Source organism: Streptomyces sp. NPDC037410 (assembly GCF_055602235.1).
On the sequence record NZ_JBVJWR010000024.1, the window covers coordinates 99,000 to 117,117 of the forward strand.

At 70.1% G+C, this 18,118-nt stretch carries 18 protein-coding genes; 2 read left to right on the forward strand and 16 right to left on the reverse strand.

Annotated elements, in window-relative coordinates:
* The first annotated feature begins 3 nt into the window (after positions 1-3).
* Positions 4-3,903: a DNA-directed RNA polymerase subunit beta' gene (locus ACZ7HT_RS31315; RefSeq protein ID WP_471171991.1), complete on the forward strand. Its 3,900-nt coding sequence runs from the start codon at positions 4-6 to the stop codon at positions 3,901-3,903.
* Between the two features lie 70 nt (positions 3,904-3,973).
* Here the strand turns inward: ACZ7HT_RS31315 and ACZ7HT_RS31320 are convergent, their stop codons facing one another.
* The 14 genes from ACZ7HT_RS31320 to ACZ7HT_RS31385 all read right to left on the reverse strand — a co-directional run bounded on the left by ACZ7HT_RS31320 (position 3,974) and on the right by ACZ7HT_RS31385 (position 16,119).
* Entirely contained in the window at positions 3,974-4,237 is a 264-nt protein-coding gene (locus ACZ7HT_RS31320; RefSeq protein ID WP_471171993.1) for a hypothetical protein, read from the reverse strand.
* Entirely contained in the window at positions 4,224-4,457 is a 234-nt protein-coding gene (locus ACZ7HT_RS31325) for a hypothetical protein (protein WP_471171995.1), read from the reverse strand. Before ACZ7HT_RS31325 ends, ACZ7HT_RS31320 begins: the two co-directional genes overlap by 14 nt.
* 17 nt (positions 4,458-4,474) lie before the next feature.
* Positions 4,475-5,386 carry a peptidoglycan-binding protein gene (locus ACZ7HT_RS31330; protein WP_471171997.1) on the reverse strand — a complete coding sequence of 304 codons (912 nt, stop codon included), beginning with the start codon at positions 5,384-5,386 and terminating at the stop codon, positions 4,475-4,477.
* 65 nt (positions 5,387-5,451) lie between these two features.
* Positions 5,452-5,820 carry an ATP-binding protein gene (locus ACZ7HT_RS31335; protein WP_471171999.1) on the reverse strand — a complete coding sequence of 123 codons (369 nt, stop codon included), beginning with the start codon at positions 5,818-5,820 and terminating at the stop codon, positions 5,452-5,454.
* A 13-nt stretch (positions 5,821-5,833) separates the two neighbouring features.
* Entirely contained in the window at positions 5,834-6,403 is a 570-nt protein-coding gene (locus ACZ7HT_RS31340; protein ID WP_471172000.1) for a hypothetical protein, read from the reverse strand.
* Entirely contained in the window at positions 6,403-7,533 is a 1,131-nt protein-coding gene (locus ACZ7HT_RS31345) for a hypothetical protein (RefSeq protein WP_471172002.1), read from the reverse strand. The genes ACZ7HT_RS31340 and ACZ7HT_RS31345 overlap by 1 nt, the downstream gene beginning before the upstream one ends.
* A 12-nt stretch (positions 7,534-7,545) precedes the next feature.
* A complete protein-coding gene (locus tag ACZ7HT_RS31350; protein WP_471172003.1) occupies positions 7,546-8,691 on the reverse strand; it encodes a hypothetical protein in 1,146 nt (381 codons plus the stop codon).
* 43 nt (positions 8,692-8,734) lie between these two features.
* Positions 8,735-9,916, reverse strand: a complete 1,182-nt coding sequence (locus ACZ7HT_RS31355; protein WP_471172004.1) for a hypothetical protein — start codon at positions 9,914-9,916, stop codon at positions 8,735-8,737.
* Positions 9,917-9,950: 34 nt separating this feature from the next.
* Positions 9,951-11,141: a hypothetical protein gene (locus ACZ7HT_RS31360; RefSeq protein WP_471172006.1), complete on the reverse strand. Its 1,191-nt coding sequence runs from the start codon at positions 11,139-11,141 to the stop codon at positions 9,951-9,953.
* Positions 11,142-11,371: 230 nt separating this feature from the next.
* Positions 11,372-12,295 carry a phage distal tail protein gene (locus ACZ7HT_RS31365; protein WP_471172008.1) on the reverse strand — a complete coding sequence of 308 codons (924 nt, stop codon included), beginning with the start codon at positions 12,293-12,295 and terminating at the stop codon, positions 11,372-11,374.
* A gap of 45 nt (positions 12,296-12,340) precedes the next feature.
* On the reverse strand, positions 12,341-13,588 hold the full coding sequence (locus ACZ7HT_RS31370; protein ID WP_471172009.1) for a tape-measure protein: 1,248 nt from the start codon (positions 13,586-13,588) through the stop codon (positions 12,341-12,343).
* On the reverse strand, positions 13,585-14,778 hold the full coding sequence (locus ACZ7HT_RS31375; protein WP_471172011.1) for a phage tail protein: 1,194 nt from the start codon (positions 14,776-14,778) through the stop codon (positions 13,585-13,587). The genes ACZ7HT_RS31370 and ACZ7HT_RS31375 overlap by 4 nt, the downstream gene beginning before the upstream one ends.
* Before the next feature lie 29 nt (positions 14,779-14,807).
* Entirely contained in the window at positions 14,808-15,809 is a 1,002-nt protein-coding gene (locus tag ACZ7HT_RS31380; protein ID WP_471172014.1) for a hypothetical protein, read from the reverse strand.
* A gap of 97 nt (positions 15,810-15,906) precedes the next feature.
* Entirely contained in the window at positions 15,907-16,119 is a 213-nt protein-coding gene (locus ACZ7HT_RS31385) for a hypothetical protein (RefSeq protein WP_471172015.1), read from the reverse strand.
* A gap of 304 nt (positions 16,120-16,423) precedes the next feature.
* Here ACZ7HT_RS31385 and ACZ7HT_RS31390 point away from each other — a divergent pair, with 304 nt between their 5' ends.
* Positions 16,424-17,200, forward strand: a complete 777-nt coding sequence (locus ACZ7HT_RS31390) for a hypothetical protein (RefSeq protein WP_471172016.1) — start codon at positions 16,424-16,426, stop codon at positions 17,198-17,200.
* 75 nt (positions 17,201-17,275) lie between these two features.
* Here the strand turns inward: ACZ7HT_RS31390 and ACZ7HT_RS31395 are convergent, their stop codons facing one another.
* Complete coding sequence (locus tag ACZ7HT_RS31395) at positions 17,276-17,575, reverse strand: hypothetical protein (RefSeq protein ID WP_471172017.1); 300 nt, start codon at positions 17,573-17,575, stop codon at positions 17,276-17,278.
* 113 nt (positions 17,576-17,688) lie between these two features.
* Entirely contained in the window at positions 17,689-17,979 is a 291-nt protein-coding gene (locus tag ACZ7HT_RS31400) for a hypothetical protein (protein ID WP_471172018.1), read from the reverse strand.
* Positions 17,980-18,118: the final 139 nt, after the last annotated feature.

The window sequence follows — 18,118 nt, forward strand, 5'->3', positions numbered from 1 at the left end:
ATAGTGCTCGACGTCAACTTCTTCGACGAGCTCCGGATCGGTCTGGCCACCGCTGACGACATCCGTCAGTGGAGCCACGGCGAGGTCAAGAAGCCGGAGACCATCAACTACCGCACGCTCAAGCCCGAGAAGGACGGACTCTTCTGCGAGAAGATCTTCGGTCCGACCCGGGACTGGGAGTGCTACTGCGGCAAGTACAAGCGTGTCCGCTTCAAGGGCATCATCTGTGAGCGGTGTGGCGTCGAGGTCACCCGCGCCAAGGTGCGCCGTGAGCGGATGGGCCACATCGAGCTCGCCGCTCCCGTCACCCACATCTGGTACTTCAAGGGCGTTCCGTCGCGCCTTGGCTACCTGCTCGACCTCGCCCCGAAGGACCTGGAGAAGGTCATCTACTTCGCGGCGTACATGATCACGTACGTCGACGACGAGCGTCGTACGCGTGACCTGCCCTCGCTGGAGGCGCACGTCTCCGTCGAGCGTCAGCAGATCGAGAACCGTCGCGACTCCGACCTGGAGGCCCGCGCCAAGAAGCTCGAGAACGACCTCGCCGAGCTGGAGGCCGAGGGCGCCAAGGCCGACGTGCGCCGCAAGGTGCGCGAGGGTGCCGAGCGCGAGATGAAGCAGCTGCGCGACCGTGCGCAGCGCGAGATCGACCGTCTGGACGAGGTCTGGTCGCGCTTCAAGAGCCTCAAGGTCCAGGACCTGGAGGGCGACGAGCTCCTCTACCGCGAGCTGCGTGACCGCTTCGGCACGTACTTCGACGGATCGATGGGTGCCGCGGCGCTGCAGAAGCGCCTGGAGTCCTTCGACCTGGAGGAGGAGGCCGAGCGCCTCCGCGAGATCATCCGTACCGGCAAGGGCCAGAAGAAGACCCGCGCGCTCAAGCGCCTCAAGGTCGTCTCCGCGTTCCTGCAGACCGCGAACAGCCCCAAGGGCATGGTTCTCGACTGCGTCCCGGTCATCCCGCCGGACCTGCGTCCGATGGTGCAGCTGGACGGTGGCCGCTTCGCGACCTCCGACCTGAACGACCTGTACCGCCGTGTGATCAACCGCAACAACCGTCTGAAGCGTCTGCTCGACCTCGGTGCCCCCGAGATCATCGTGAACAACGAGAAGCGGATGCTCCAGGAGGCGGTCGACGCCCTCTTCGACAACGGCCGTCGTGGTCGCCCGGTCACGGGCCCCGGCAACCGTCCGCTGAAGTCCCTCAGCGACATGCTGAAGGGCAAGCAGGGTCGTTTCCGCCAGAACCTGCTCGGCAAGCGTGTGGACTACTCCGCGCGTTCCGTCATCGTCGTCGGCCCGCAGCTCAAGCTGCACCAGTGCGGTCTGCCGAAGGCCATGGCGCTGGAGCTCTTCAAGCCGTTCGTGATGAAGCGCCTGGTGGACCTGAACCACGCGCAGAACATCAAGTCGGCGAAGCGGATGGTCGAGCGCGGCCGCACGGTCGTGTACGACGTCCTCGAAGAGGTCATCGCCGAGCACCCGGTTCTGCTGAACCGTGCGCCCACGCTGCACCGCCTCGGCATCCAGGCCTTCGAGCCGCAGCTGGTCGAGGGCAAGGCCATCCAGATCCACCCGCTCGTCTGCACCGCGTTCAACGCGGACTTCGACGGTGACCAGATGGCCGTCCACCTGCCGCTCTCCGCGGAGGCGCAGGCCGAGGCCCGCATCCTGATGCTGTCCTCGAACAACATCCTCAAGCCCGCCGACGGCCGTCCGGTGACGATGCCGACCCAGGACATGGTCCTCGGTCTGTTCTTCCTCACCACCGACGGTGAGCTCCGTGACACCAAGGGCGAGGGCCGCGCGTTCGGCTCCACGGCCGAGGCGATCATGGCGTTCGACGGCGGCGAGCTCGCGCTCCAGTCGGAGATCGAGATCCGCTTCCCCGTCGGCACCGTCGCTCCGCGTGGCTGGGTTCCCCCGGTCGCGGAGGAGGGCGAGCCGGAGTGGCAGCAGGGTGACACCTTCCGTCTGAAGACGACCCTGGGCCGTGCGCTCTTCAACGAGCTGCTGCCCGAGGACTACCCGTTCGTCGACTACTCCGTCGGCAAGAAGCAGCTCTCCGAGATCGTCAACGACCTCGCCGAGCGCTACCCCAAGGTCATCGTGGCGGCGACGCTCGACAACCTGAAGGCGGCCGGCTTCTACTGGGCGACCCGTTCCGGCGTCACCGTGGCCATCTCCGACGTCGTCGTTCCCGAGGCGAAGAAGGAGATCGTCAAGGGCTACGAGGCGCAGGACGAGAAGGTCCAGAAGCAGTACGAGCGCGGTCTGATCACCAAGGAAGAGCGCACGCAGGAGCTCATCGCGATCTGGACCAAGGCGACCAACGAGGTCGCCGAGGCGATGAACGCGAACTTCCCCAAGACGAACCCCATCTTCATGATGGTTGACTCGGGTGCCCGAGGAAACATGATGCAGATGCGTCAGATCGCCGGTATGCGTGGTCTGGTGTCCAACGCCAAGAACGAGACGATCCCGCGTCCCATCAAGGCGTCGTTCCGTGAGGGCCTCACCGTCCTCGAGTACTTCATCTCCACGCACGGTGCCCGTAAGGGTCTCGCCGACACCGCCCTGCGTACCGCCGACTCGGGTTACCTGACCCGTCGTCTGGTGGACGTCTCGCAGGACGTCATCATCCGCGAGGAGGACTGTGGCACCGAGCGCGGTCTGAAGCTGCGGATCGCGGCCAAGGACGAGGCCGGTGTCCTGCGGAAGACGGACGACGTCGAGACCTCCGTGTACGCGCGGATGCTCGCCGAGGACGTCGTCGTCGACGGCAAGGTCATCGCGCCGGCCAACGTCGACCTGGGTGACGTGCTCATCGACGCCCTGGTCAACGCGGGCGTCGAGGAGGTCAAGACCCGTTCGGTCCTGACCTGTGAGTCCGCCGTCGGCACCTGTGCGTTCTGCTACGGCCGTTCGCTCGCCACCGGCAAGCTGGTCGACATCGGTGAGGCGGTCGGCATCATCGCCGCCCAGTCCATCGGTGAGCCCGGTACCCAGCTGACGATGCGTACCTTCCACACCGGTGGTGTGGCCGGTGACGACATCACCCAGGGTCTGCCCCGTGTCGTCGAGCTCTTCGAGGCGCGCCAGCCCAAGGGTGTCGCCCCGATCTCGGAGGCGGCCGGCCGCATCCGTATCGAGGAGACCGAGAAGACCAAGAAGATCGTCGTCACCCCGGACGACGGCACCGACGAGACGGCGTTCCCGATCTCGAAGCGTGCCCGTCTGCTCGTGGGCGAGGGCGACCACGTCGAGGTGGGCCAGAAGCTCACCGTGGGTGCCACCAACCCGCACGACGTGCTCCGGATCCTCGGCCAGCGCGCGGTCCAGGTCCACCTGGTCGCCGAAGTCCAGAAGGTCTACAACTCGCAGGGCGTGTCGATCCACGACAAGCACATCGAGATCATCATCCGGCAGATGCTGCGCCGCGTGACGATCATCGAGTCCGGCGACGCGGAGCTCCTGCCGGGCGAGCTGGTCGAGCGGTCGAAGTTCGAGAAGGAGAACCGTCGTGTGGTCACCGAGGGCGGTCACCCCGCCTCCGGCCGTCCGCAGCTGATGGGTATCACCAAGGCCTCGCTGGCGACGGAGTCCTGGCTGTCGGCCGCCTCCTTCCAGGAGACGACCCGAGTCCTGACGGATGCGGCGATCAACGCCAAGTCCGACAGCCTCGTCGGCCTCAAGGAGAACGTCATCATCGGTAAGCTCATCCCGGCCGGTACGGGTCTGTCCCGCTACCGCAACATCCGGGTCGAGCCGACCGAGGAGGCCAAGGCCGCGATGTACTCGGCCGTCGGCTACGACGACATCGACTACTCGCCGTTCGGCTCCGGCTCCGGCCAGGCCGTTCCGCTGGAGGACTACGACTACGGTCCGTACAACCAGTAAGCGGTAGTACGAAGGGCGGTCACCCCGATCACGGGGTGGCCGCCCTTCGGCGTTCGTTAAGAAAGAGGGGTCACCGTGCCGTCAGCTCCCAGGCCGTGACGGCGACCGTCGCCACCGCGGCCAGCGCGGCGATGCTGGTCAGCGGCCAGCGGGCCCGTTCCAGGTCGTCGAGGCGGGCCTCGTGGTCGGCGAGCTGCTTGTCGGTCTGGTCGCTGCGCTGCACGAGCAGGGCGAGCGAGCCGTCGACGCGGGCGAAGCCGGCCTCCAGGGTGCCGCGGAGCCGCTCCAGTTCGAGGGCGACGGCGACGGGGTCGTTCGGGTCAGACTCGGTCATCGGCACCGCCCCGGGTGGGGCGCAGCCAGGACGGCAGCAGGTTCTGCACCAGGTCGAGGGCCATCACGCGGGCCAGCCCGCCGGCGACGGCAAGCGCCCCGGCGACCCAGGGGAGGGTCGCGGGGATGCCGGAGGCGTCGACGATGGCGGGGAGGACGACGGCGATGCCGACGGCGGACTGGAGGACGGTACGGGCCGTGCGCTTGGCGGCATCGGACATCACTGTGCTCCTTGCGGTTACTTCGTGTACGGGACCTTGAGGGCGTTCCACGAGGCGGCGCCCGGGATGCCGTCGGCGTCGGAGCCGCGGAAGCCGAGCTTGTGCTGCCACTTCTGGTAGCTGAGCCGGTCGGCCTCGCCCCAGCGGGGGCTGGGGCCGACGGTGTACGCGGAGCAGCCCTCGGCGACGAGGCGGCGGCCCATGGCCGTGATGACCGGGGAGCTCGTCTCCGCGCGGAAGAACGAGGTGCCCGGGAAGGGCTGGAGGCGGGGGGCGGCCGGCTTGGCGGTGTCGGCGGACGGCTTGGCGGGGGCCTTGTTCAGGCGGGTCTGGACCCGGTCGCGCATCGTCGGCATGGCGAAGCCGCGGGGGTCGTCCTTCCAGTCGGACCACTCCTTGTGGCCGATGACGGAGCGGGCGCCCCAGCCGTGGGCCCGGCACAGGGCGGCGGAGACCCGTTCGATGGCGTCGAGCTGGGCGGGCGGCCAGGGGTCGGTGCCGTCGCCGAGGTTGACGCACTCGAAGCCGTAGAAGCGGGAGTTGCCGTCGACGGCGCCGGCGCTGCCCTGGTGCTCGCGCGTGGCGGGCGGCCGGTCTCCGTACGTCTCGCTGATCACGGCCTGGAGGACGGACGGGTCGCCGCCGCCGGCGTGGTTGGCGCGGCCGTTGCCGACGAGGTGGACGCTGCCGTCCTTGGCGATGACGCCGTGGCAGAGCGGGCCGGGCAGCCCTTCGTATCCGTTGAAGCACATCTCGACGGAGTTGGCGGTGCCGGCGGAGACGGTGTGGTGGATGATCACGCCGGTGACGGGGCCCCAGGCGCCGACGTGGTTGCGGTTGTGGGTGCGCCAGCCGGGGTGTTCGACGACGTTGACGCCTTCGGCGCGGAGTGCGGCGACGAACCGGTCCGCGGTGAGGGGAGTGGCCATCTGGTGTCCTCCGGACATGAGAAAGGCCCGCGTCCGGCGGGCCTGCGGTTTCTTCGTGGGGGGTGTTACGGGGCCGGCGGGGCCCAGGTGGCGCACAGGGCGGCGTACGCGGAGCGGCGCGACTCGAAGTCGGCGAGCGCGGCGGTCACGGCTCGCTGGGCGGCGGTCTGGTCGGGGACGGCCGGGGCGCCGTCCTTCGCGTCGACGATGACCAGGCCGGAGCCGCGCAGGACGGAGTCGCCGGTGCCCTTCTCGGTGACCTCGGCGGTGACGTACACGGCCGGGTACTGCCCGGTCACCGGGTCGCGCTGGACGCTGTTGCCCAGGCTGTTGTCGTAGACGCGGACGGAGAGGGTGTGGCCGTTCTCGGTGACGGTGGCGCGGCCCGCGTAGTCGATGGCCACGCCCCAGGGCTGGGTGGGGTCGATGTTCATGGAGTGCTCCTGCTCAGGTCTGGGCGCCGTGGATGAGGACGGGCTGGGCGTAGACCGTGCCGCCGGTGGCGAGGGCCTGGATCTCGATGTTCATGGTCTGGCCGAACCGGGCCTTCATGTCGCCGGGCAGCAGGCCGATGTAGTCGTAGGTGGTGCCGGCGGTGACCGTGGGGCCGAAGGGGACGTTGTCGACGAGGACCCGGACCTGGCCGGTGGCGCCGCTGGAGGCCGCCGTGCTGATCGCGAGCCGCATCTTGGGCTGCCAGACGGGGTTGGAGCAGCGGGCGACGGTCGTGAAGGCGGCGGCGGTGGTGGCGGGCCACTTGGTCACGTCGCTGGCCAGCGGCGGCATCAGCTGCAGCCAGGGCCGGGCGAGGCCGCCGGTCATGATGTCGTCCGCGAAGATCTCGTGGTTGTAGCCGTCGAAGATCCGGAACAGCGGACGGGTGATGGTGACGCTCTCGGTCGCCGTCGGGCGGAACTCGTTGACGGCGGGACGGGTGTTCACGGCGGTGGACAGGGCCTTGAGCCGGCGTTCCATCTGGTTGAGCCGGTCGATGATGTCCTCGGGCAGCTGGGGCATCAGGCCTCCTCGAGGTAGAGCTCGGCGGTGTCGGGGCGGCCGCGCTCCGGGGGCGTGACCTTGGTGCCGATGATGCGGTAGCGGGCGTCGAGGCCCTGGGAGTACCACTCGTCGGTGATCCGGATGCGGGCGACGCGGCCGAGGAGCGCGGGCGGGACGATCCCGCCGAGGTGGATGCTGATGGACGGGATCACCACGGCGCCGCGGGCCTGGGCGAGTTCGGTGGAGGCCACCGAGTCGAGGGCGAGCGGGTCGGTGATCTCGTTGTGGTCGGAGGACAGGTCGATCAGCGGCCAGCCGTCCGCGAGCAGGTCGCTGGCGTACTGCTGGGTGGAGAAGATCGGCCGGGACTCGGCGGCGGCGTTGGCGTTGGTGGAGGCGCCGCGGGCCAGGGCGGTGGTGCCGCCGCGGGTCGCGTCGTACGGGAAGGAGTACGACAGGATGACGCCGGGCCGGTCGAAGACCAGGTCGGTGGCGCCGGTGACGATCTTGGGTTCGCCGATGCGGAGCTGCCGGATCCGGGCGCCGCTGACGGGGTCGCGGTAGACCAGGATCTGGTGCTCGAAGCCGTTCTCCGTGGCGGCGAGCTGGTCGAGCGCCTCCAGGTAGACGGTCTCGTCGCCCTTGCGCCACGAGGCCGTCTTCTTGAACTTGGGGACCTCGTCGCCGAACGTGATGCCGAGGCGGCGGGGTTCCTCGCCGTCGGGGGCGTCGGGGTAGGCCTGGACGTCGAGTTCGCGCCACAGCCGGCGGGCGATCTCCACCTGGTCGGTGGGGGTGGCGTACGTGATGTCCGTACGGATGCGGCGGCGTCCGGCGTACGAGTCGAAGGTCGCGGCCTGGATGCCGAGGGTCAGCACCCCGCGGCCGCTGGACTGCAGGGTGCTGGTCCAGACGATGCCGCCCCACCACAGGTCGCCGCCGCGCTCCAGGTAGACCGCGGTGCGGCCCTCCCGGACCTTCTTGACGCGGTCGGCGATGGACTTGTCGGGGATGGGGATGGTGCCGGAGAGCGAGCCGGCCTTTCCGATGTAGTCGTCGAACGAGACGTCCCGCAGGGGGAGGATGTCCAGCGTCTGGTCGGTGAGCAGGTCGCAGAAGATCGCCCGGTAGGGCGTGTCGATGGCCATCGGGGGACCTCCTTACAGGACGTAGGTGGCGGTGACGCGCAGGCCGCGGCCCGCGGTCAGGAGACCGTTGGCGGACCAGGTGCGGAGCTTGACCTCGCCGCTGGTGTAGATCGTCGCGGCGCCGTCTCCGTAGCCGTCGCTGGCGGTGGCCTCGTAGTCGAGGCCGGGGCGCCAGCCGGCCGGGAGGATGCACAGCTGCTCGTCGGTGACGTTTCCGGCCGTGCTGGCGGTGACGTCGGCGCCGGTGCGGGTGACGATGACGTTGATGGTGCACAGGCCGCCCTTGGTCTTGCGGCCGTTGAAGGACGTCACGGTCCAGTTGACGTACGGGGTGGCGCCGGTGTTGGTGGTCTCGATCTCGACCGGCGGCTGGTAGACCGCCCAGGCGGTGCCGTTCCAGCGCTGGAGCTGGCCGCCGTTGTAGTCGCGGTACTGGCCCGTGTAGCTGCCCGTGGCCACCGTGCCGCTGGGCGCGATGCCGCCGATCTCCTTGGGGTAGGCGACCCAGGCGGTGCCGTCCCAGCGCTGGAGGAAGTGGGCGTTGTCGTTGTCCTGGTACTGGCCCGGGTAGGAGCCGGGCACGCCCGCGTTGTTGTAGACGGGCAGGATGCCGCCGGAGGAGACGGTCGTGGTGCGCAGGTCGGTGGCGGCGCCGCCCGCCCAGTCGATGCCGCCGGTGCCGGCGGAGGCGCCCTTCTTCACCTTGACCGTGAACAGGGTCAGGGAGCGGGCGGGGGCGGCCGGGGCGGCGGGGGTGGCCGCCGGGGTGCCCTTGACGATCTCGATGCCGGCGTCGTACTTGCCGGTGGCGTCCACGTCGTTGTCGTAGACGCGGACCACGACGAGGTCGACGCGGTCGTTGAGCGGGTCGCCGTCGGCGAAGGTGAGGGTCATGTCCTCGTCGAGGGTGACCGGGTAGGCGCCGTCGGTGACGGTGGCGCCCTGGACGACGGCCCTGCCGGCGTAGACGGTGGCCGTCATCGGGCCGTTCGAGCTCATCCACAGGCCGCCGACCCGGTACTTGCCGTCGTACGTGCCGGGCAGGATGCCGGACCGGACGCCGAGCGGGTTGACGGGGATGGTGGCGCCGATGGCGGTGATGCGGGTGTTCTGGCGGGTCTGCCCGGTGGGCATCAGCCATCCGGAACGTACGGGCATGGGTGGACTCCTGTCGGTGGGGCGGCGGGCGGGTGGCCTGGGCTCAGTGCTGCGGGGTGACCTGGAGGTACGTGTTGTTGAACCAGGTCTGCAGCGCGGTGTTGCTGCCCCGGTAGTAGGCGGTCACCGTGTACGTGGCGCCGGCCGTGAGGTTCTGGAGGCGCTGGACGGTGGCCATGGAGACGTTGCCGGGGGAGGCGGCGACCACCGCGTTCGAGTCGTTCACGTCGCTGTGGACGGTCGCGCCCGTGGTGACCTTCACGCCCATGAAGCCGACCCCGGAGCCCGTGCCGACGAGCTGGATCCGCGAGCCGTACGAGAGCAGGGCCTGCCGCGAGGCCGGGGCGACGAAGGACAGGGACACCACGTCCCGGGTGGTGAGCGTGTTCACCCAGGTCGTCGAGGTGGTGTAGCCGGAGGTCAGCGAGTCGGTGAAGTACGGCCCCGGCACGGCCGGCGCCCACGCCGAACCGTTCCAGCGCTCGATCCGGCCGCCCGCGCCGTCCCGGTACTGGCCGACGTAGCTGCCCGGCAGGGTGGACGCCGAGCTCGGCACGATGCCGCCGATCGCTTCCGGGTAGGCCACCCACTTGCCGCCGTCCCAGCGCTGCAGCTGGTTGTTCGGGGCGTCCTGGTACGCGCCCGGGTGGGCGCCCGGCAGCACCGGGCCCTCGACCGGGAGGATGCCGCCGGCCGCGACGACCGGGGTGCGCAGGTCCTTCAGGGAGGTGTTCCACGGGATGCCGCCGTTGCCCGCGCTCGCGTTCGCCGGCACCGTCACCTCGTACAGCGGGAGGCTGCGCGGCGGGGTGGCCGGGGCCTTCGGGGCGGCCTCCGGCACGCCCTGGATGACCTCGATGACGGCCTCGTTGCGGGTGCCGCCGTCGTAGAGCTTGTCGTAGACCTTGAGGACGACCAGGTCGATCCGGCCGTAGGTGGCGTTGCCGGCGGTGAAGGTGACCGGCTCGGAGGCCGGCAGGGTCACCGGGTAGACGCCCTGCGAGATGTCGCCCTGGATGACGGCGCGGCCCTCGGAGACGGTCGCCGTCATCGCGGAGGCGCCGGTCATCCAGAAGCCGGAGAGCCGCCACTGGCCGCTGTAGGAGCCCGGCAGGATGCCGGAGCGCACCTGGACGGGGTTGATCATGGTGGTCGGGGTCTGGGTGAGGCGGGTGTCCTCGCGGGTCTGGCCGGTCTCGGCGACCCAGCTGCTGCGCAGGTTCATGGACTTCTCCAAGAGGGTGTACGGGGAAGACGGTTCAGGACCGGATCCACTGGGCGGTGAGGGTCGTGTAGTAGCCGGAGCCGCCGAGGGTGCGGACCGGGGCGGTGGCGTTGTGGTAGCCCGCGAGCTGGAGCACGTTGCCGGCGGTGAGCTTGACCAGGCCGTCGCCGCCGACGCTCGTGGTGCCCATGGACGCCGCGGTCATCCAGGTCATCCGGGAGTAGCCGACGCCGCCGACGAGGAGGCGGGCGCCGCGGACGCCGGTGGTGGAGTCGCCGTACCAGTTGATGTTGGCGCCGACCCGCCACCAGCCGGTGCGCGGTACGACGAAGCTGTCGGTGCCGTTCCAGCCGTTGAAGTCGTCGATGTCGACGTAGTTCAGGGTGATCGTCGTCCAGGCGTTCTGCGGCACGCTCTGCATCGCGGTCTGCGAGGCGCTGAACAGGATGGTCGCCTTGCCCTCGGCGTACTGCCAGGCGGAACCGTCCCAGCGCTGGAGGATGCCGGCGTTGTCGCGGTACTGGCCGGCGTAACTGCCGGTCGTCGCCGCCCCGTTCGGGGCGATGCCGCCGATCGCCTTCGGGTACGCCACCCAGGCGGTGCCGTCCCAGCGCTGCAACTGGCCCGAGACGTCGCGGTACTGGCCGGCGTACACGCCGTTGAAACCGCTCGTCGGCATGATGCCGCCGAGCGCCGTCATCGGGTAGTGCCTGGTGGTGACGGCGCCGGAGGTCCAGCCGATGCCGCCGGTGCCGGCGGAGGTGCCGGCCGTGACGGCGATCGTGTAGAGCTGGAAGGAGCTGCCGGGGCCCGAGGCCGGGATCTGGGGGGCGGCCGAGGGCGTGCCCTTGACCAGCCGGATCACGGCGTCGGTGGCGCCGCTCTTGTCGTAGGCGTCGTCGAGCACGGCCAGCTCGATGACGTCGATCCGGCCGTACTGCGGGTCGCCGTCGGCGATGGTGAACGTCTCGGGGGCGGTCACCGCGATCATGTACGCGCCCTGGGCGGTCTCGTAGCCCTGGACGACGGCCCGGCCGGTGCCGACGCTGCACTGCATCGCGGAGTCACCGGTCAGCGCGAAGCCGCCCGGCACGATGCCGGGCCGCGAGCGCAGCGGGGGCGAGGTGGCGCTCCCGCTGCTGGGGGTGAGCAGCGCGGACAGGGCGATCCGGGTGTCCTCGCGGGTCTGCCCGCTGGCCTGGAGCCAGGCGGCCCGTACGGTCATGGGTTCACCTCTTCTGTGGGGTCGGGAGGGGGGTCGGCGCTTGGGTGGCGGCGGCCTGGGGGGCGGCCTGGGGGTCGGCCCAGGCGGTGGCCTAGGGGGCGCGGCCCAGGCGGTGGCCTAGGGGGCGGGCCTGGCTGGTGGGCCTAGGCGGTGGCGTAGGGGGCGCGGCCTGGCTGGTCGGCCTAGGGGGTGACCTAGGGGGTGGCCCGGCTGGTCGGCCTAGGCGGTGGTCACCACTCGGCGCTGCGCCAGCGGACCGTCATCAGCGCCTCGGGGGTGGCCGCGTCGGGCCGGAACGCCAGCTCCGTGCGGCCCGGTTCGAGGAGGAACAGCTCCTCGGGGCTGGAGTCGGCCATCGCGGTGTGGCGGCGGGAGGCGGTGTTGTTGAGCGTCACCGTGCCGTTGGCGGTGTCGACGACGAGCTCGTCGCCGGCGGCCAGGTCGATCGCGTACCGCAGCCGGCGCTTGGAGACCCGCTCGGTGACGGTCGGCATGGAGCAGGGGCCGCGGAAGACGATCACCGGGTGCGTGGCGGCGGAGCCGGTGTTCTCGGCGACGGCGTCACCGGTGGACTTGGCCTGGCCCCAGTCGAGCGGCCAGACCAGCGGCCAGGTCAGGCCCGACTCGGGCTGCGGCGGGGTGGTGGAGGCGGACTGCTCGTAGACGGTGTAGCGGCGGGGGTCGGAGGCGAGCCACTGGATCGACATCCGGGAGCTGCCCTGGGTGGCGAAACCCTGGTCCGCGGGGACCACGCGCTGGGCGATCCGGGCGCGTACGGCGAGGAGTTCGCCGTGCAGCCGGACGGTGAGCCAGCGCTCCTCGTCGAGCAGGGCGAGCGACTGGCGCAGGGCTCGGATGGCCTCCCCGGCGGCGTCGTACTCCGGCATCAGCACGATCGTGCCGCTGATCTTGCGGGGTTTGGCGTACCGGGAGCCGGGCCAGGCGCCGTGCGAGGTGGGCCGGTCGGCGTCGGAGGAGTCGTACTCGGGCAGGTCCTCCCAGCCCTGGAGACCGGTCCGGTCGACGTTGAACGGCGTACCGGGGCCGATGAGAAGCCCGGCCCACTGGATCTGCCCGTCCTGGGTGATCAGCGAGCCGGGCGCGAGGTCGGCGGTGAGGTCGTTTCCGGCGTATGTGGTTGTGGTCTCGGCCATGGGGCCGTCACCTCACTTCTGAGGGGGCTGTCGGGTGAGAGGGCTTCAGCCGTGGGCGGCGACGAGGAAGAGCAGGTCCTCGGCGGTCGACCGGGGGCCGGCGCCGGGGTCCTCGTGGAACTCCGCGATGCGGTGGGGCCGCCGGGGAGCCTCGGCGAGGGCCGGGACGCGCCGCTGTTCGAGCACGGTGAGCGGGTCGATGCGCGGCGCGCTGTCGGCGCCGGGGAAGACGACACCGCCCTCGGCGAGCATCGGGATCTTCGGGATGTCGACGCCGAAGTGCTTGCCGAGGAAGTCGAAGCTCAGCTTGTTCAGCCCGTCGATGATCCAGTTGGCGAAGGCGATGAGCCCGTCGATCGGCCCCTTGACGACGCCGATGACGGCGGTGAGCGCGCCCTTGACGAGCTCGCCCATGCCGTGGAGGGCTCTGCCGACGGCGTCCTTGGCGTGCCGGAAGAAGCCCGGGATCTTGTCGGTGATGAAGGACAGGACCGGCTTGACGGCGTCCTTGATGCCGCCGATCGTCCGCGAGGCGATGCCGCGCAGGGCGTTGGCGGCGGAGGTGACCGTGGTGCGGATCCGGGAGATGCCGTCGATGGCGGAGCCGATGACCTTCAGGGCCGTCGTGAACAGGGTGAGGTAGGCCTTGAAGTAGGTCCCGACGGCCTGGCCGATGAGCTTGACGACCGGCTGGAGGAACTTCCAGACGGACTGGAAGCCCTTCAGGGCCTGTTGCATGACCTGCTTGATGATCTTCTGGCCGGTCTCGCTGTTCACCGCGTACTCGATGAGCCAGGAGATGACCGGCATGAGGATGCCCAGGATGAAGCCGAGCGGGTTGCTGCGCATGGCGAGGTTGACGCCGGTCATGGCGACCGAGGCGATGGTCATGACCGTGCCGTAGGTGTCCATCAGCTTGGTGATGGTGTCGGTGATGGGGATCAGCGGGGCGAGGATCGCCAGGACGGCGCCGACGGCGGGGCCGAACTTCCCGGCGGCCGTACGGACCTTGCCGGCCGCGACTCCGAGCTTCTGCACGCCGGCGGCCGCCTTCGACCGCTGGATCCGGCCGACGGAGGTCGCCGCGCCGGACGCGGTGCTCCCCACGGTGCGTACGGAGGTGCCCGCGGTCCGCAGCTCGGTGGCGTACCTGGCGATGCCGCCGGCCGCCGCCTGGACGTCCTGCTTGAACCGCCTGAGCGTGCCGCCGGCCGTCTCGGCGCCCTGCCGCAGGGAGCTCACCGTCGGCGTCAGGCGCCCGAAGGCGGGCATGCGGACGGCGGCGGCACTCATCCGCGCGCCTTCGCCAGGTACATCAGCGCGTCCGCCGTGGACTGCGGGTCGCTGTTACGGGCCGCGTGGTAGTGCTCGATGTGCAGCCCGCCGCCGCCTCCCTGGAGCTGCGCCGTCATGCGGGCGCGGCGGGCGGTGAGGGTGAGCAGCCGGTCCAGCTTGGACAGCGGCAGGACGGCCTCGGCCTCGCCCGCCTCGGCGAGGATCGCCGGGACGCCGCCGGAGCGGGGCATGACGACACCACCGGTGGCGAGCATGGGGATGGTCGGGATGTGCACGCCGAAGGTCTTGCCGCCGACGAGCGGCACCCAGCCGGGGACGCTGACCTTGACGCCGTTGACCGCGTTGATCATGCGGTTGATCAGGCCGATCACGGCGTTGACCGGGCCGGACACGCCGCTCTTGATGCCCTCGAACGCCCGGGACGCGATGTCCTTGAGGCCGTTCCAGATGGAGGACATCTTGTCCTTGACGGCGGTGAAGGCGTTCGGGATCGCGCTCTTGATCCAGTTCACCACCGGGGTGATGACGGCCTTGATGCCGTTCCAGACCGCGCCGACGACCGTCTTGATCGCCTTCATGACGGTCGTGATGACCGTCTTCCAGATGGTGACGTAGGTCTTGATGACGGTGGCGACGGCCTTGACGACGGTGGAGACGGCCTTCTTGATGCCGTTCCAGACCGTCTTGATCAGGTCGCCGGCCTTCTTCATGATCGGGCCGACGGCCTTCATGACGGCGCTGATGACGACCTTGACGCCGTCGAAGGCCTTCTTGAGGATCTTCTGCATCGTCTTCGACTGCATCGCCATTTCGACGATCTTCTCGATGAGAGGCATGAAGAGTTCGATCAGGCGGGCGAGGAAGTTGCCCTTCATGGACTTGTTGAGCTTGTCCTGGCCCTTGGAAGCCTTGCCGGCGCCGGACTCGTACTTGCCCATCTTCTTGCCGGCGGACTCGGCGGTCGTGCCGGCCTTCGACATGGACTTCTCGGCCTGGTCCGAGGCCGTCTTGAGGTTCTTCAGCTGGGTGTTGGAACCCTGGGCGTTGGTCTTGAGGTTCTTGAGCTGATCGGACGCGGACTTTCCGGAGTCGCCGACCTTCTTGACCGAGGTGCCGGCGCCGGAGGCCTGGGTCTTGAGGTTGCGCAGGCCGTCGGACGCGCTCTTGAGGGACTTGACGAGAGACATGGGTTACCTCCTTTCGTGGGGTGGGGGGATCAGGCGGTCGCGGTGCCGATGACCTGGTCGAGGTCGCGGACCGTGGTCGCGAAGTCCCGCAGCTTCGTGCGCAGGGTTCCGGTCTCCCGGGCGAGGTTGGCCATCCCCTGGGCCGACGCCTCCAGCTTGGGACCGTCGGGGATCTTGGTCGGGGTGAAGCCGAGCATGGCGGTCTTGAGCTTGTCGACGGCCTTGGCGGTCTTCTCGACCTTCTTGGGATCGGCGTTCCGCATCGCGTTGTTGATCTTGTTGACGCCCTCGGCGACGGGCTGCATCTGCGAGTGGTTGATCCCGGCGATGGCGTCGGCGATCTTCTTGACGCCGTTCGCGGCCTTGTCGGCCTTGGCCTCGGTCGGCAGCTTGCGGAACGACTGGAGGAATGCGGGGGCCCGGTTGTTGAACTTCAGCAGCTCCGTGTTCAGCCTCGCGAGCGCATCGCGCAGGGGGCCGATGCGTGCGGTGTCCGTGCTGTTCGGGAGATCGGCGAGGCTGGTGCCACCGTTGGCGACGCGGCGCTCGCGGCCCTCGATGTCCGTGCGGCTCTGCGGCCTGATCTCGCCGTTCTCGTCGTAGCCGCGGATCATGCCCGGGGTGGCTCCGGGGAGGTGGCGGCTGAGGAGTTCCTGCAGGTCCCGGCGGAATCCGACGAGCTTCCCCGTGATGTAGACGCCGATGCCGCCGACGACGACGGCGGCGAAGGCGCCGGCGCCGTTCGACAGCCAGTACTTGAGGGCCGTACCGAGGCCGTCGCCCTCGTACAGCTTCTCGATGCCGGCGGCGATGCCGTCGAAGCCGGCGGCCTCCCAGTACTCCGTGACCGGGTTCTTGACGACCTCCTTGTGGATGTCCTCGATCTTTCCCTTCAGGTAGTCGAGGCGGGAGGTGAGGATCGACTGGTAGTGCCCGGCCAGGGTGATCTGGAAGTCGTCCGTGATGGACAGCTGTGTCTTGAGTTCGACGATCTGGTTGGAGATGTATGCGTTCGTGGGTTGGTCTGCCATGGTTGCTCCGCTTCCGGCCGGTGGCGGCCAAGCGCCGAAAAGCCCCCGCCGTCGTGGAGCTTCGGCAGGGGCTCGTGCGTTGGGGCGGTGCGGAGGGCTAGGCGTCGGCGCCTCGGTGGGGGGCGCGCCGCACCGAGTCGAGGGCGTCGTTCCAGCCCGCCGTGTACGCGAGGGTCTCGTAGCGGGAGACCTCGGCGCACAGCGTGCCGAGCAGTGCTCTCTTGTCGAGGGCGACGGGTCCGTCGAGGAGCTGGCGGAGGCGGTCCTGGAGCGGGATGTGCGGTCGGGATGCCTCGGCCTGCCGATTCATGGACGCCTGCCTTCCGGTTGCTTGCCCGTGCGGGTGTGGCGGCGCCGCGGAGTGAGGAGCGGGGGCACCACGTGTTCGAACTACTGTGCGAACAGAGTGTGGAACAAGTGTTCGATGTTTGTCGAGCGGGAAACGCTTGACGGTGTGTCTTCCTGCGGGTTCCCCAAGGGGTTTGGACGTCGAACTGACCTTGTGTTCGACCGGGGTACCCTGGAGGACGCGTTCCCTGGACCTGACTTATTCGGGGAGCCGGGGGACGCGAGGGGCGCGTGGGGAACCCCAGGGGGTCGGAAGGCAGTGCTGCATGGACACGGAGCCGGGCGGTAACCGGCGCGAGCAGGTCGTCGACTGGCTCGAATCCCACCCCGACCTGCCCCACCTCTTCGCGCGACTCGCCGAACTCGTCCACGTCGCCGGGTACGCCCCGGAGGACCTCGTCGTGCTGCCCCGCGCCGAGGTGGACCGCCGCGAGACCGCCGCGTTCACGGCCGGCTGGGCCGACGCCGTCTCGGACGAACTCCCGCGCATCCGCAGGGAGTACGAGCGGCGCGTGGCCGACGCGTACGCCCAGGGGCAGGGCGACGCGCGCGGCATACGGCGCCCGCAGCGGCGCACGGACACCCCTGGCGAGGGCGCCCGCGTCATCCCGCTGCCCTTCGCCCGGCTCATGGAACCCCCGGCCGTCGTCGTCGACGCCGAGGAGCGCGTCCGCCGGGAACGCGAGCTGTTCGAACAGCGCCCCGAGCCGGAGTACGAGCCGGAGCCCGCGCCCGCGCCCGTACCCGGGTACGAACCCGAGCCGGCGCACGACTCCGAACCCGAACCCGAACCCGAGCTCGCGCCCGAGCCCGGCGACCGTGCGAGCGCCCAGGAGAGCCGCGCCCGCAGGAACGCCCAGCCGGTCCGGAAGGTCGTCCGCGGCAAGGGCGGCCGCCCGATCGTGCCGCCGATCGGCGGCGTACCCGGCCAGTCCGGGGGGACCCCCGAGCGGCGCGGCCGCCGGCTGTCCGAACGGGCCAGGACCCTGGAGGACGAACTCGCCGAGCGAGCACAGGAAGCGCCCCCGGACCCCGCCTCCTGAGAGGGGCGGGAACCGGGGGCGAAGGGGAGCCTGTGGAGCTGGGGGAGCCGGGGGAACTGGTGGAGCCGGGGGGCGTCAGCCGAAGAAGCGGGCCAGGGACGCCGGGGAGACCGCCGGAGCGGTGCCCTCCGCCGCGGACTCCTCGCCCTGCTCCTCGCCGTCCTCGTCCGTGACGCCCGGACGGGGAACGGGCTTCGGCGGATCCGGGGTCTCGTCGTCCTCGCCGGTGTTGACGCACTGGAACATCCAGTTGGCGACGGCCAGATGGTCCACCGCCGCGGCGAGGAGATGGTCGGAAAGCGACCACTCGGCCGCCTCCCCGTGGATCTCGCGCTGTACCGCGCTGTCCGGGGGAAGGTGCTTGATCATGACCATCAGACGCCGGCTGGACAGCTCGCCCCGGTGCCAGTCGAGGAGATCGGTGGCGTAGTAGCGGAGCAGGTCCGCTTCGAGGGCCTCGGCGTGTTCGTCGGCGAACTCGACGAGGCTCAGTCTTCCCCCAGGCCGAGCCCGGTCTCCTTGCCGTAGGCCTCCAGGATGGCGGCGATGTCCTGCATCGTGAGGTCGTGCTCCTCGAAGCGGACGTACTGCTCCTCACCCATCAGGAGTTCGAGCAGACCGTCCACGTCGTTGTCGTCGAGCCTCCGCAGCGCCTTCGCGGTCTTGCGGGAGAGCTCGGTGGGAAGCGTGTAGGACTCGCCGTCCAGCTCGAAGGACCAGGTGCGGCCGTGGGCCTCCAGGCGCTGGGCGCGGGCGGCGTTGACGTCGAAGCGGGCCATGGTGATGCGTACTCCTTGTTCGAGTGGGTGAAGAGGAGAGGGGCGGGGGGGGGGGGGGGGGGGGGGGGGGGGGGGGGGGGGGGGGGGGGGGGGGGGGGGGGGGGGGGGGGGGGGGGGGGGGTGGGGGGGGGGGGGGGGG